At 71.9% G+C, this 13,786-nt stretch carries 11 protein-coding genes and 3 tRNA genes; 4 read left to right on the top strand and 10 right to left on the bottom strand.

What is annotated here, in order from left to right; all coding sequences use genetic code 11:
* Positions 1–167 precede the first annotated feature (167 nt).
* From WMF20_RS33045 to WMF20_RS33090, 10 genes are all read right to left on the bottom strand, one after another.
* Entirely contained in the window at positions 168–1,847 is a 1,680-nt protein-coding gene (locus WMF20_RS33045; RefSeq protein ID WP_437605830.1) for a TROVE domain-containing protein, read from the bottom strand.
* 97 nt (positions 1,848–1,944) lie between these two features.
* A tRNA-His gene (locus tag WMF20_RS33050) sits at positions 1,945–2,019 on the bottom strand.
* Positions 2,020–2,194: 175 nt separating this feature from the next.
* A tRNA-Asn gene (locus tag WMF20_RS33055) sits at positions 2,195–2,266 on the bottom strand.
* A 151-nt stretch (positions 2,267–2,417) separates the two neighbouring features.
* Positions 2,418–2,491: transfer RNA gene (locus WMF20_RS33060), tRNA-Lys, on the bottom strand.
* Between the two features lie 511 nt (positions 2,492–3,002).
* On the bottom strand, positions 3,003–3,179 hold the full coding sequence (locus WMF20_RS33065) for a hypothetical protein (protein ID WP_437605831.1): 177 nt from the start codon (positions 3,177–3,179) through the stop codon (positions 3,003–3,005).
* A gap of 220 nt (positions 3,180–3,399) precedes the next feature.
* The gene (locus WMF20_RS33070; RefSeq protein WP_437605832.1) at positions 3,400–4,623 is read right to left on the bottom strand and encodes a tetratricopeptide repeat protein; all 1,224 of its coding nucleotides are present in this window, start codon (positions 4,621–4,623) and stop codon (positions 3,400–3,402) included.
* 32 nt (positions 4,624–4,655) lie between these two features.
* Positions 4,656–5,735: a protoporphyrinogen/coproporphyrinogen oxidase gene (locus WMF20_RS33075; protein WP_437605833.1), complete on the bottom strand. Its 1,080-nt coding sequence runs from the start codon at positions 5,733–5,735 to the stop codon at positions 4,656–4,658.
* Between the two features lie 178 nt (positions 5,736–5,913).
* Positions 5,914–6,288 carry a hypothetical protein gene (locus WMF20_RS33080; protein WP_020738635.1) on the bottom strand — a complete coding sequence of 125 codons (375 nt, stop codon included), beginning with the start codon at positions 6,286–6,288 and terminating at the stop codon, positions 5,914–5,916.
* 185 nt (positions 6,289–6,473) lie between these two features.
* The gene (locus WMF20_RS33085; protein WP_437605834.1) at positions 6,474–7,958 is read right to left on the bottom strand and encodes a hypothetical protein; all 1,485 of its coding nucleotides are present in this window, start codon (positions 7,956–7,958) and stop codon (positions 6,474–6,476) included.
* A gap of 191 nt (positions 7,959–8,149) precedes the next feature.
* Positions 8,150–9,814 (bottom strand): Ppx/GppA phosphatase family protein, encoded by a 1,665-nt coding sequence (locus tag WMF20_RS33090; RefSeq protein WP_437605835.1) that lies wholly within the window; start codon positions 9,812–9,814, stop codon positions 8,150–8,152.
* A gap of 51 nt (positions 9,815–9,865) precedes the next feature.
* Between WMF20_RS33090 and WMF20_RS33095 the strand changes: the two genes are divergently transcribed.
* The 4 genes from WMF20_RS33095 to WMF20_RS33110 all read left to right on the top strand — a co-directional run bounded on the left by WMF20_RS33095 (position 9,866) and on the right by WMF20_RS33110 (position 13,785).
* Positions 9,866–10,486 (top strand): hypothetical protein, encoded by a 621-nt coding sequence (locus WMF20_RS33095; protein ID WP_437605837.1) that lies wholly within the window; start codon positions 9,866–9,868, stop codon positions 10,484–10,486.
* Positions 10,483–10,746, top strand: a complete 264-nt coding sequence (locus tag WMF20_RS33100) for a hypothetical protein (protein WP_020738639.1) — start codon at positions 10,483–10,485, stop codon at positions 10,744–10,746. The genes WMF20_RS33095 and WMF20_RS33100 overlap by 4 nt, the downstream gene beginning before the upstream one ends.
* A 40-nt stretch (positions 10,747–10,786) precedes the next feature.
* Complete coding sequence (locus WMF20_RS33105) at positions 10,787–10,963, top strand: hypothetical protein (RefSeq protein WP_165374328.1); 177 nt, start codon at positions 10,787–10,789, stop codon at positions 10,961–10,963.
* Between the two features lie 464 nt (positions 10,964–11,427).
* The gene (locus tag WMF20_RS33110) at positions 11,428–13,785 is read left to right on the top strand and encodes a hypothetical protein (RefSeq protein ID WP_437605838.1); all 2,358 of its coding nucleotides are present in this window, start codon (positions 11,428–11,430) and stop codon (positions 13,783–13,785) included.
* Position 13,786 lies beyond the last annotated feature (1 nt).

A 13,786-nucleotide genomic window follows, 5' to 3' on the forward strand; every position in this document is an offset into this window, starting at 1 on the left:
GCTGGAGTCGAACCACGAGAACTGTCCTCCGGCGGCCCGGGCAAGGCCGGGCAAATGATGAAGAACAGGTGCCATCCATCATGGCGGCGTCCCGCAGGAGGGGGCGCCCGCGCGGCGCCCCGGCGTCGGACGGACGGGCCGGCGGAGCCCGTCCGTCACGCTGTCTGTCACGAGACACCCCGGGTGAAATCCGCCATCACCTGGGGGGCCGCCCCATCGAACCCCACGACATCGAGCATGCCGGGGTCCGTCGGGTCGGCGATCGAAAAGCCGGTCGACGTCATACCGACGACGATCAGCTTCGCCGGTCGGCCCATCGCCTGCCGGTAGTCCCTGAGCGCCTGAAACGGGTGAACGCCGCCCGCCCAGGTCTCGTTGTCCGTGTAGATGACGAACGAATCGACCTCCACCCGGTTCCGCTTCGCCCAGATCATCGGCAGAGCACAGTCGGTGCCGCCGAAGGGGAGGCCCTCCACCGCGCGCAGCACGTCGTCGAGCCGCTGCTCCGGCGAGATCGAGAGCGGCAAGAGGCCGGGGACTCCCCCACCCCACTTGCCGCCGTACCCGCCCGACGCCGCCGAGAAGCCGACCACGCTGTACTCGCGCTCGAGCCGCGCCGTCGCCATGGCCATGGCCGCGCTCGCCACGCGCGGCGTCAGGCCAGGGATGCCAGCGATACAACCGCTGGTCATCGATCCGGAGATGTCGAGCGCCAGGAGGTGCTTCTTCCTGGTCGGCTCGACCGACCGGAACGCGAGGTAGAACGCCTCGTTCAGCGCGTCGACGATCTCGCGGACCGGGGTCCACGAGAGCGCGTTTTCGCGCCGGCGAGCGCGTTCGCCGTGCCCCTGCTCATAGACCTTGAGGGCCGAGAGCACGGCGACGGGGTGGACCCGCGCCGCCTTCAGGCGGCCGGCGTCGGTGAGCTGTTGCGCCACCCTGCGGGAAGCGTCGCTCATCGGCGCGAGCAGGCCGATCGCGGTCATCTTCCCCAGGTTCCGGACGAGCGCCGTCTGGGGCATGTGCTCGAGCAGCGCCTCCCACACCGAGGGGTCGTTCTTCCACTCGGTCCGGAGCATCTCGTGCGTGAAGCGATGCTGTCGGATCAGCGCCGTGACCTGCTTCCGGTTCGTCGCCGCGCGGAGCGATTCGAACGCGCGCACCGCGTCCGGCAGCTCCCCGACGGGGAGCGCCTTGCCGCGCGCCGACTCCTTGCCGAGCGCCTCGATGCCGCCGACGATCCAGCGGTAAAGGGCGTCGTGCTGCGGGGTCGGCGCGACAGGATGCGCGAGCCGCAGGAGATCGCGGTGGCTGAAGCCGTCGCGCTGCTGGTACTTGATCGCCTGATGCGCGACCTTGTCGGCGGGCTTGCCGTTGTACCACGCAGCGACGGCGGACCGGAGCCCGCGGCCCCACTTGCGGAACCCCTGCACGTCGCGAGCGAAGTGGAAGAGATCCGTCCCCGTGCGGCACACCTCGGGCAAGGCCGCGAGGGCGGCCTTCCGGGTCTCGAGCTTCGGGTCGGCGGAGGCCATGGCGAGCGCGAAGATCGCAGGCGCGTTCTTCGGCGCTCGCCCCGAGCCGCTGACGTCGACGATGCGCTGCACGGCGCGGGGCCCGTCCGCGGCGAGGCAGGCCTCGACGGCGCGGGCGTTCTCCACGGTGAGCTTCCGCTCGGTCGCGTAGTAGGTCCCCCCCTCCGCGCCGAGGATCAGCCAGCGGTCGAGCCTCGCCCACTCGTCCAGGGCGAAGGCGAAGCCACCGGCGCTGTTCTGCACCTGATCGGCGCGGGCCTTCCGCCGCTGCGGGGTGACCAGCGCGGCGAAGTGCTTCAGATAATTGGCCATGACACCACCTCCGGCCCGAGGGCCCGGGCAAAAGAGGACGGATAAGCGGCGCGCTCGGAGGATCTACCAAAGATAACCGAGCGCGATCGACCCGTCCTGGGTGGGCGTACGGGGATCGAACCCGTCTCCGCAGGGTCACAACCTGCCCTCTTCACCAGAAGAGTAACACCCACGCAAGCTATCGTCGGGATGGCCGGATTCGAACCGGCGGAGCTCCTCACCCCAGATGAGGCGCCTTTCCATCCCGGGGCGCCTGCTCGCGGCAGGCGCCGGCGGCCCCCGGCCGGAGGCGGGCCCGGGCCTCGCGTGAACGAGGCGGGCCCTGCCTCCGAGCGCCGGGGGCGCGGCTCCGGCGGGAGGGATCGAACCTCCAACCCACCGCTTAACAAGCGGGCGCTCTACCATTGAGCTACACCGGAACATGGAGGCGCAGCGCGCCTCCATCGACATTGCACATCCTGGTTGTCACAGAACGAGCGATCCCTCCACGGAGGGATCCATGAGAGCGCATCGACGATCTCTGCGCTCTCACGGCGCGCGCCGGCATGGAATGCCGAGCGGTGCGCCGGGTGGACCCGGGAGGAATCGAACCTCCAGCCGTCCGCTTAAGAAGCGGCTGCTCTATCCAGTTGAGCTACGGGTCCGCGCGGAGGGCGCACCTCCGCATCGCCTGCCGCGCGGCAGGCCGTCATGATCTGAAGAGCTCGATCTCCGAGCCGAGAGAGAGCGACCCACGGCCGCTCGGGCGCTACCGCGCCCGGAGACGACGCACACGAATCCCTATCGCGCCCTCGCGGGCGCACCATCCCCCCGTACGTCATTCGCTATCGACTCGAATGCTTTCAGCGCATTCTCTACCGCGCCTCCTTTCCATGGGCGCAATCCCCCAGCGCAGCGCGCGCAGCGCAGCGCAGCGCAGCGCAGCGCAGCGCGCGGCGACCTCGCACGCGCTGCAAGCAATACAATCCCTCTCCTCGGCGAGCCTATCGCTCGCGCCCCACAGCAGGCCTGAGGCCCACGAGGAGGCTACGGCCCACAACAGGCCTGCAGCCCACATCGGACCTACAGCTCACGAGCCCCAAAACGCCGAAGGCCGCCTGGGTCTCCCGAGGCGGCCTTCGCGAACGTCGTCGATCGACGCGTGCTTAGCTGCCCCTAGGCGCTATTCTCCGGGTTACCGAGCTTCCGCGACGTGCGGATGCCGCAGGAGTATCCGTGGTCGTGCGCCAAGGAATCGCCACCCAACAGATGGTCCCATGCCACGATCGCTTCAGGCGTTGCGGCCTTGGGCTGGTTGGCGATGAGCTGCATGTTGTCGCGGCGGCTGAACATAACGAATCCCTGTGTGCCGAATGAGTACTCCCCTTGAAGGGGCTGCGCAACAGAAAAGTTCTTCGAGTCGATTCTTTTTTTCTTCGCCTTCGAGACCAGAGCTCGCCGGGCCTCAGCGCCGGTCGGCGCAATCGGGGAATGCCGCGGATATATGGCGATTTGCCCTGGATATGCCGAGGGCGGCGGAAGGCAGCTGCGCAAGCAAAGCACACCTCGTGCCCTATCGGGCACCGGCCTCGATCCGGAATCGCTCATTGCACCCGGCCCCAGAGACCACCACGTGGCCTCCCTCCACCGTCACGCTGGCCTCGCTCCCCACCGGCCAGCGCAGCGCCACCACCGCTCGGCCGGTGCGCGCGTCGTAGAACGTCTGCTCCCGGTGGCTCACGCCATCGCGGCAGCGCTGCTCTTCATTGGGCTCCCCGTCGAAGACCGCGCCGGTGCCGTCGAAGTACCCCTCGACCACGAGGAGATCCCCCTTGATCGCGCCGCTCACGCTGCGCATCCCGTGGCAGCGCGCGGGCCAGCCCCCCGAGTGACCGCCGTTCGCGACCACGAACCCCCCTGGCTTGCGGGGGAAGACCACATGGTTGCGGAAGTAGGTATACGTCGCGTACTCGCGAGGGAAGGTCCACGGCGGGTCGCCGGCGCACGGGCCGTCGCTCGCGCTCTTCCCGTCGGGTCCACACAGGCGCGCCCTCGCCGCGGCCTCGGTCGTCACCTCGCCGGGCGCCTCCCCGTCGTGGCCGACCCGATCGAGGAGTTCGATCCAGCCTGTCACGAGGGCGGCGTGCTCGAGGCCGGTCTTGCGGACCTCCACGGCGCACGTCGACCTGCCGGCGAGCTTGCCGCGCGTCGCCGGCGAGGGCTTGAGCGCGTGCGCGTTCGCATAGGCGACCCGGGCCGCCTCGGCGTCTCCGGCCTTGTCACGCAGCAGCCCGAGGTTGAACCAGATCTGCGAGCGGAGCTCGGGGTCGCCGGCCCCCGAGAGCGCCGCGGCGAAATCGGCCTCCGCCGCGTCGCTGTCGCCATCGCCGAGGTGCGCGAAGCCCCGCTCCGCTAGCGCACGCGCGTCGCTCGGATCCGCGGCGAGCGCCTCGGTGAACGCCCGGATGGCCGCGCCGAAATCCCGCGCCTTCGTCGCGAGCCGGCCCCTCGCCAGGGCCGCCTTGCTCGCGGCGAGGGCCTGCTTTTCCTTCTCGGTGAGCGGCCGCGCGCCGGGCGAGGGCGGGGCCGGCTGCGCGGCGCTGCTCGCGGATGCCACGGCGGCGGCCGAGCTCGCCGCGGCCGGCGGCGCGCTCTCGGCGACGGGCGGCGCGCGCTCGGCTACCGGCCTCTGCGGCGCGTCACGGCAGCCCGCGACGGCGCACGCCGCCGCGAGGCCGAGCGCGAGGGGCCCGCCCGCGCCGCGCGTGCAGCAGCTGCCGGTGAAGCGCGTGGTCATGCTGCGCATCGTCCGCGTCCGGGTCGGGGACATCACGACAGGGCGCCGACGCGCTCCGCGGTCGCCTCGGCGGAGCGCACGGCCGCGTCGATCCCGGAGCCGTGGAACGCCGAGCCGGCGAGGAGCACGCCGGTGCCGGCGAGCGCCTGCTCGACCTCCCGGACCCGCGCCGCATGCGCGGGCGTGGAGACCGGGAGCGCGCTCGACCAGCGCGAGACCCAGGCGCGCTCGGCGGGCCCGCGCACGCGCAGCACGCGCGCGAGCGAGGCCTCGGCGCGCGCCGCCCACGCGTCGTCGCCCATCTGCTCGAGGTCCGCCGGCTCGGGGCGGAAGAAGAGGCGAAGCGCGACATGGCCGGCGGGAGCGCGCTCGGCGAACTTCGAGGTCGTGAACGTGCACGCGCGGAAGCCGTGCGCCTGGTGCCCCGCGGCGACCACGAAGCCGGTGCCGTCGAGCGGGTGCTCGATCGCGGCGCGCGGGTAGGCCAGCGAGACGGTCACGCTGGAGAGCGTCTCGGCGTCGCGGAGCGGCCGCGCCGGCTCGCCGAGCAGCGCGGCCGCGCCGGCGGCGTGGGTGGCGATCACCACCGCGTCGGCGTCGATCTCGGCCCCGCCGGCGAGCGCGAGCCGGAAGCCGCCGCCGGCCCCCCGCGCGAGCGAGGCGACCGCGGCGGAGGTGCGCACGTCGACGCGCTCGTCGCTCGCGAGCGCGCGCGCGAGCGCCTCGGTCAGCTGCGCCATCCCGAGGCGGAAGGTCCGGATCCCCTTGCCGAGCTCGTCGCGCGGCACCTGGAAACCGAGGAACGCCGCCGCCTCGCCCGGCGCGAGCTCCCGCAGCGCGGCGCCGTCGAAGCCGAACGACCTGTGCGTCTCCTGGCCGACGAGATCGCCGGCGATGCCGAGCGCGCCCGCCAGCGCGGGCACCGCCTCGCTCCGCGCGATGAACCCCTCGGCGCCGTGCTCCACCACGAAGCCAGCGGTCCGCTCGGTCCAGAGCTGCCCGCCCAGCCGCGGCGCCGCCTCGACGAGCGTCACCCGATCGCCCGCCGCCGCTCGCCTGAACGCGACGATGCACCCGGCCAGACCGCCTCCGACGATGGCGACGCGTCGCATCGCACCCGTATACCACGAGGCGGCGCCCCGAGCGGCGCGCTCGGCCGCGGGCCCCTGGACGTCGATTGGACCCGATCGCGCTCGTCAGGGCGCGCCGCAGGATGCCTGTTGCGCCCGGCGCGCGGCCGGCCGGGCCGGCCTCCTCGACGGCCCGTTCTCCTCGGTGTCCGCCGGCGCCTCAGCCGAGCTGCGACAGGAACTTCCGGAGCTGCTGCGCCTCCACCATCGTCATCACCGGGACGAGCCAGGCCTCGAGCGACGTGGTGTCGCGAAACGCCTTTCGGCTCGAGTTGTGCGCGTCCCGGATGAGCCGCTCGACCTGGAGCCCCAGGATCGCGTTCGCCACCGGCAGCAGGTAGGCCGTCCGATGCACCGTGGCGTTCTGCACGCGCATCATCTCCAGGAACTTCTCCGCGCTCTCGGGCGCGAGCACGTCCACCTGGAGCAGCTCGATGCACACCACGGCCCCGTGCCGGTTCTGGGTCACGATGCCCTGGATCCTGGCGATGCACGCGTCGACCTCGCCAGCCGGGAGCGGTGAGGCCAGCCTCACTTCGATGAGACGACCGGCTCTATTGTCAACGGAGTACATGAGCGAAATTAAACCTACCGTAGACGTCCGAGCCAGAGCGCGTCAATCAACGGCGAATCCGTGCGGTACGGCCCCGTACGCGCGCCCACGGCAATGACGCTTTGTCGGCGGCCGCCTCGATAGAACAAAACCGCCCGAGACGGTGCTCATGCGCCGGACGAGAAGATCACCTTCCCGGGGCGCGCCTCGTCCTCGGAGGCGGCCTCCCGCTCGGCCTCGAGCGCCTTCGCCTCGGTCTCCAGATCCGGAAAGCGGTACCGGATCCCGTCGCCCGCCTCGAGGTCCACGTCACCGCCGAGCGCGACCACCTCGCGGGTGATCTCCTCCGAGCGCGGCGCCTCCCCGGCCGCGTCCTGCCAGGCCCGCTGGAGCACCGCCTCCGTGATCGGCTCCCGGGCCTGCCGCGCGCCGATGCGGGTGAGGATCGCCCGCAGCACCGCCCGCCGGGCGTTCCGCCGGGCGAGCCGCCGCCGCTTCAGCGGGCGCAGGAGGGCGCGGCCGAGCGGCAGCGCGAAGAGCGCGAGCGAGAAGACGAGCGGCACCACCCCGAGCGCCATCGCCGTCCCCGTGGCGGGCAGCTCCGCCATCGGCACCCCGCGGGCCAATAGACCGAGGTTGTCCAGCGTAAGGTGCGCCCCGAGGGCGTAGAGGCTCATCATCAGGTTGAACCCGTTGAGCGCCACGATGAGCGCGTTCACCCCCGGGCCGTTCCCGGTGAGCGGCGGCAGCTCCTCGCGCTTCGCCCACACCGGCGCCGGCGCCCGCGACGGCGCCTCGGCCGCCGTCCGCCGGATCGCCTCGAACCGGTACACGATCCCCCCCTCCTCCGAGACGTCGACCGTGCCGTCGTAGTCGAGCATCAGCCGCGCCATCATCGGGTCCGCCTCGTCGCGCGACAGCCCGGTCACGCGCATCACGTCGGCGAGCCCGATCCGGCCCCGCTGCGCGCGGATCTCGGCCAGGATGAGCTTCTCGCTCTCCAGCGGATCGCGCGGCGCCGGCGTCGGGCCGAAGAAGAACCGGTTGACCTTCTCGTAGAACGGCGTCTCGTCCCTGCGCCGCCCGAACGCCCCGCGGCGCTCGTACGACGAGGACGAGGACCAAGGCGGCTCGGCCGTCCACACGAACGGCGAGAAGGGGTGGAACGTCCAGAAGATCGCGTCGAAGACCATCCGAAAGAGGACGTAGCCCGCGAACGAGCCGGAGAAGCTGCCGTGATCGCGCGAGTCGCTGTTCGACCGGGCCAGCAGCTGGGCGATCAGGATCCCGACGAAGATCGCGACGTACGCGATCAGCACGATCGCGATCCACGCGCGCACGACGAAGCGGGCCACGCCGGCGGCGCCCCGGAGGACGAACCCGAGCGCGCGCTCGAGCCGCGTGCGGGTCTCCCACGGCTTGGTGAAGCCGTGCGGGAAACGGAAGAGCAGCTCGCCTTCGGACGTCGCCTTGAGGTGCCCGCGGTACTCGCTGACGAGCAGGTGCAGGCCGCTCTCGGCGTCGCGCAGCGGCAAGCCGCTCCTCGCCGAGGCGTCGGCGAGCGTCAGATCGCCGCTGTGCCCGCGCAGGGCGGACTCCAGGATGCCGGCGGCCCGGCGGGCCTCCATCAGCTTTGGAGATTTCAGCGTCAACGGTCGCTCGCCCTCGCTCTCTGCGGCGGCGCAGCCGCCCTCGCTCGCGGCACGGCCGCGCTCGCTGGCACGGCGTCGCCGCGCTCCCTCCCGGAGGCACAGTTGCCCCCGTGCTCACCTACATGGTGACGCGCAGGGCTCCGCGCAAAGGCCGCGGCGATTTTTTCGGGGGCCGCGGCGGCTCCCGCGGGTCAGCCGCCGGAGGTCGCGCCGGACGCCGGCGGGAGCGATCTCGGCGTGGCGTCGACGATCCGCACGTCCAGGCCGAGGGCGTCGCGCAGCATCCCCGCCTTCGCGACGACGGTCCACTCCTCGAGCGCCCGGTCCTCCGCGCCCTGCACCTCGAGCACCAACGTGTCCTCCTCGATGCGGCCGCTCACGTCCACGACCTTCGCCCGGTGCTCGCGATCGAGCGCGTCGGCGATGCGGAGGATCGACGCCATCGCCTTCACCTTGGCGCGCGCGTCGCGCGAGAGCGCGCGGAAGTTGTCGTGGTCCATGCTGGGCGGCGACTTCCTGTGGTAGCGCGCGATGTTCGCGACGATCGCGCGCTCCTCCGGGGTCAACCCCATGAGGTCGCTGTGGGCGATGATGTAATAGCTGTGCTTGTGGTGCCCCTCGTAGCGGACGAAGTCGCCGATGTCGTGGAGCAGGGCCGCCGCGCGCAGGAGGATCCGGTCGCGCTGGCCGAGGCGGTGGCGCGGCGCGAGGTCGTCGAAGAGCCGCTCGGCGAAGCGCGCCACGAGCGCGCCGTGCTGCTCGTCGAAGTGGTAGCGGCGGCCGAGCCGGGTGCAGGCGTCGCTGACGGCGGCGGCCTCGCCGCGGAAGTCGGGCCCGAGGAAGTGCGCGTGGGCGAGGTCGACGAGCACGCCCTCCTTCAGCCCGACCCCGGGCGCGACGATGAGCGGCTGCACGAACGACTGGGCGACGCGGCTCAGGATCGTCGCGGCGGGGACGATCGTGTCGGCGCGCTCCGGGCGCAGGCCGTAGATCTGCGCGCGCTCCTCGGGCGTCTTCGACACCAGCTCGTCGAGCAGGCGGGACATCGCGGCCACGTCGATCGCCCGCCCCTCCACCGGCGCGCCCGGCAGGGGGCAGAGGTCCGCGAGCGTCTCGATGTTGCCGCCCGTGCCCACGAGCAAGTCGACCCCCGAGCCCGAGCCCTCGCCGAGCAGCTCCACGATCTCGCGCGTGGCGTCGGCCATGACGCGGTCGACGTACTCCTCGACGAGCCGCCGGTGCCCCGCGTCGACGGGGCGGCGAGCCTCGAGGAAGGTCTCGACCATCCGCACCGTCCCCACGGGGAGCGAGCGCGAGAAGACCGCCCTGCGGCCGCGGAGCAGCGTGAGCTCGGTGGAGCCGCCGCCGACGTCGACGAGGAGCGCGGTCCGGTCGCCGAGCGCGACGCGCTCCAGGACGGCGAGCTGGACCAGGCGCGCCTCCTCGACGCCCTCGATGACCTCGATGTGGACGCCGGCCTCGCGCGCCGCGCGCTCGACGAAGAGGTCGCCGTTCTGGGCCTCGCGCGCGGCGCTCGTCGCCACGGCGCGGTAGCGGTCGACCTTGGCCGCATCCATCGCCGTGCGGAAGCGCCGGAGCGCCTCGCAGGCGGCGCCGATCACCCCCGACTCGAGCCGGCCCTTCGTGAACACGTCGTGCCCGAGGCGCACGGGGGCGCGATCCGCGTGGACGTCGCGGAACGGGTGGAAGCGCGGCGCGTCGAGCGCCCCGGCCGAGCCCCCGGCGAGCGCCGGCTCCCGGCCGCCGCCGAACGCCCCGAGCGCCGGAGGATCGACGTCGACGATGCGAAGGCGGATGGCGTTGGATCCGATGTCGATGGCAGCGAGCCGCGCCATGCCGGGAGAAGTAGCGAAGCTCCGGGCTGTTGGCTACTCTCATGCCCGCTCATGTGGAGGAAGCTTCAACGCGGGTCGGGGGCCCGCCATCTCGGTCCCCTTCAGCATCGGCCTTCAGCGCGCGCGGCCGCGCCCGGCGAGGCCCGGAGCGCGCGCCGTCTCCTCGGCGGCGCGCGCGACGCGGCGCGCGTCGCGCTAGGGATCGCGGCCGCGGCGCTCGCGCTCGCCGGCTGCGGCGGCGGTGAGGCGCGCGCGCCGAACCCGATGCGCGCCCTCGACGAGCGCCGGGCGATCGAGGTCATCCGCCGCGCGATGGTGCACGAGGGCGCGCAGCCGGTGCTCGGGCGCGAGGTCGCTCTCGTCAGCGGGGGCAAGGTCCGCGTCGACGTCGGCGTGCAGAACCGCTCGTACGGCGTCGTCTACGTGACCGAGGAGGACGCCCAGGCGCTCGGCGCCGCGATCCCGCCGCCCAACGGCCGGGACGAGAAGCTGCGCATCGTGCGCGGCGGGCCGGACGGGGCCGTCCGCATCGTGCTCCTCTACCAGCAAAACTACCTCTACGACGACCTCGTCGGCGAGTCGCACGAGCGCACGACGATCACCGCCGAGCGCGAGCTGACGCGCGACGTGCAGGACTTCATCACCTACGCGCGGACGCAGAAGTTCCCGTGAGCGCGGTCGATCAGGGCGAGGGCGCGCGCCGCCCGGCGCGCCGCCGGGGGCAGCGGACGGAGGAGGAGGCGCGCGCGCGCCGCGCGCTCGGCGGCGGGGGGATGCTCCTCGTCGCCGGGCTCGCCCTCGTCGGCGTCGGGCCGTCCGACGCCGGCATGGGGCTCACGCTGATCGCGCTCGTCGTCCTCATCTACGGGATCCACAGCTTCGGCCGCCTGGGGCCGGAGCGGGACGAGCGGGCGCGGCTTCCCTCGCGTTGAGGCTTGCGCAGCGCGGCGCCTTCGAGCAGCATCCGCCGCCATGCATCGCCCTACGCGCCAGCACCAGCACCTCACCCTCAAAGTCACCCAGAAGCAGGAGAGGAGCTCCCAGAGCTCCCGCAAGCCCGGCCGCAAGACCAAGCGCTGGAACAAGTTCCTCACGCAGTACGCGCCGCTCGTCGCCGGCGCCGAGACGGCCGCCCCCGCCGAGAGCTGAGCTCCGCGCCCCGGCCGCCGGCCGACGGCGCCCCAGGCGCCCGGCGCTCCCTTTCCGCCTTCAATTCAATTTTCCGAAACCACCACCTGATGCGAGCCTCGTCCGCTCCGGGCGACGGAAGCGCCGTCCCCACGCCGGGCCAGGGTCGCGCCGTGTCCACGCCCGGCGACGGTCGCGCCGTCCCACGCCGGGCTACGGCCGCGCCGATGCTGCGCGACGCGACGACCGCACCACCCCTGCGCGACGCGGCGGCCGTCCCGCCCTTCCTGTGCTTCCTGCATTTTTCGTGATGGCGCCGCGCTGCTCTTGCCACGCAGCCAAGCGAACACCCCCTCTCCGCGTCTGACTCGCGATCGCCAGGCGGCCTGTCGTCCACTCCGCGCGAGACAGGCGCGCCGGCAGAGCGCGCGCGCCGCGTGCGACGCGCGAAGGGCTTACTCCATCTCTCGCGCAAGGAAGGATTCATGGCCGACCGTCCTCCGTCCCGCGCTGCCCGCGCAGCCGCGTTGCTCTGGTGCTCCCTCGTCGTGGGCGGGACATCGCTCATCTCGGGGTGCTTGACCCGACCCATCGCCGAGCAGGATACGCGCACGACGGGCACCGTCGTCGAGCGGCTCCCGCAGCGCGTCGACAAGATCGATCTCCTCCTGACCATCGACAACTCGTCGTCGATGAAGGACAAGCAGGAGATCCTCGCGCTGGCCGTGCCCGACCTCGTGAGGCGCCTGGTCAACCCCCAGTGCGTCGATCCGCTGAACCCCACGAGTGCGTCGCCGCCGGTGAACGGCGGCTGCCCGAGCGGCATGGAGCGCGAGTTCGAGCCCGTCCTCGACATCCACATCGGCATCATCAGCACGAGCCTCGGCGACCACGGCGCGGGGACCGTATGCGAGGGGCTGAACAGGCACTTCTCCAACAACGACAAGGGGCACCTCATCGCCCGGAGCGACACGGACGATGACAACTACGCGGACAACGATCCGCCGACGTATCAAAACAAGGGGTTCCTCGCCTGGGATCCGGAGCAGAAGCTGACCCCGGCCGGCGAGTCGATCCTCGACGACGGCCAGGGCGGCGGACTCGTGCCGACGCTGGCGAACATGGTCAGAGGGGTGGGCGACGTCGGGTGCGGCTACGAGTCGCAGCTGGAGAGCTGGTACCGGTTCCTCGCGGACCCCGCGCCCCACGAGACCATCGAGGTGGTGGACAAAGTGGCCATGCGGAGAGGGCTGGATAGGGCGCTGCTGGACCAGCGCAAAGCGTTCCTCCGGCCGGACTCGCTCCTCGCGATCATCATGCTGTCGGACGAGAACGACTGCTCGATCCGCGAGGGCGGGGGTGACTTCTGGGTAGCGAAGTACAAACGGATGCCCCGGCCGCGCCAGGAGTGCGCGACGAAAGGCCCGGATGACCCGTGCTGCAAGTCGTGCTCGTGGAAGGACGAGAAGGGCATATGCCCGGTCGATGAGACCTGCACCGACGAAGGGGGCGCGCTCACGTTCCTCGACGAGGAAGAGGACCCAACCAACCTGCGTTGCTTCGACCAGAAGCGGCGGTTCGGGGCCAACCTGCTCTACCCGATCGACCGCTACACGAAGGCGCTCACGGACACGCAGATCGAGGATCACGAGGGCAATCTCGTCGACAACCCGATCTTCTCGGATCTCGACCCGGACGACGAGCTCAGCACGATTCGCCCGCCGGAGCACGTGTTCTTCGCGGGCCTCATCGGCGTCCCCTGGCAGGACATCGCGCGCCAGAACGACGCGGGCCAGCCCGATCTGAAGAGCGGCAAGGACAAGGACGGCAACCCCGTCGGCGGCTTCAAGAGCGCCGAGGAGCTGACCGCCCCGAACGCCGGCTTCTCGAGCACCTGGGACATCATCCTCGGAGATCCCAAGGCGCGCCGCCCCCCCGCGGATCCGCACATGGTCGAGTCGCCGGCCCCCCGCGACGGGGTGAACCCGATCACCGGGACGACCATCGCCGGCGTGGACGCGCCGGACGACGCCAACGTCATCAACGGCCACGAGTGGACGCCCGCCACCGACCTCCAGTTCGCCTGTGTGTTTCCGCTGCGGAACCCCGTGATGAACGGAGACTGCGACAAGGCGACCGACAAGACGGACTACAACAGCCCCCTGTGCCAGGACAACCCCGACGGCACCGACAGCAACCTCCAGGTGAAGGCGAAGGCCTATCCGGGACTCCGGCAGCTGGAGCTCATCCGGAGCCTCGGGGACCAGGGCATCGTCGGATCGGTGTGCCCGGCGCAGCTCACAAATCCGGCCGAGGGCGCGCTCGACTTCGGCTATCGGCCGGCGATCGGCGCGATCGTCGATCGTCTGAAGACGAAGCTGGCCGGGCAGTGCCTGCCCCGCGCCCTCCAGCCGAACGACGAGGGCCAGGTCAGCTGCCTGGTCCTGGAGGCGCGGACCGTCGCCGACGGGCAGTGCAGCTGCGACGGGCTCGCGGCGCGGCGGAAGGTGCCCACGGAGCACAGCATGGCGGAGCAGATGGTGCGCGACGATCCGGTCGCGAAGGCGAACGGCTGGAACTGCGTCTGCGAGGTCGAGCAGCTCAGCGATCCGGACGAGCTCAAGGCCTGCCAGGAGACGGTGCCGCCGGCGCCCGTCGAGGTCGGAGGCGAGAAGGTGCACGGGTGGTGCTACGTCGACCCGCGGCTCGGCCTGGGCAGAGACGAGGTCGTCGCGAAGTGCCCGTCCACGGAGCGCCGGCAGGTCCGGTTCACCGGCGACGGTGACGCTCAGGACGGCGCCACGCAGTTCGTCATCTGCTCCGGCGACACCGCCAAGCAGTAGC

It is taken from the genome of Sorangium sp. So ce834, assembly GCF_051521425.1.
Taxonomy (GTDB): Bacteria; Myxococcota_A; Polyangia; order Polyangiales; family Polyangiaceae; genus Sorangium; species Sorangium cellulosum_D.

What these genes read in the sequence shown, in the direction of transcription:
- WMF20_RS33090 (WP_437605835.1), bottom strand. Translation starts at nt 9,814, where the DNA reads ATGGCGCGGCTCGCTGCCATCGACATCGGATCCAACGCCATCCGCCTT.
- WMF20_RS33075 (WP_437605833.1), bottom strand. Translation starts at nt 5,735, where the DNA reads ATGCGACGCGTCGCCATCGTCGGAGGCGGTCTGGCCGGGTGCATCGTC.
- WMF20_RS33105 (WP_165374328.1), top strand. Translation starts at nt 10,787, where the DNA reads ATGCATCGCCCTACGCGCCAGCACCAGCACCTCACCCTCAAAGTCACC.
- WMF20_RS33095 (WP_437605837.1), top strand. Translation starts at nt 9,866, where the DNA reads ATGTGGAGGAAGCTTCAACGCGGGTCGGGGGCCCGCCATCTCGGTCCC.
- WMF20_RS33070 (WP_437605832.1), bottom strand. Translation starts at nt 4,623, where the DNA reads ATGACCACGCGCTTCACCGGCAGCTGCTGCACGCGCGGCGCGGGCGGG.
- WMF20_RS33065 (WP_437605831.1), bottom strand. Translation starts at nt 3,179, where the DNA reads ATGTTCAGCCGCCGCGACAACATGCAGCTCATCGCCAACCAGCCCAAG.
- WMF20_RS33045 (WP_437605830.1), bottom strand. Translation starts at nt 1,847, where the DNA reads ATGGCCAATTATCTGAAGCACTTCGCCGCGCTGGTCACCCCGCAGCGG.
- WMF20_RS33110 (WP_437605838.1), top strand. Translation starts at nt 11,428, where the DNA reads ATGGCCGACCGTCCTCCGTCCCGCGCTGCCCGCGCAGCCGCGTTGCTC.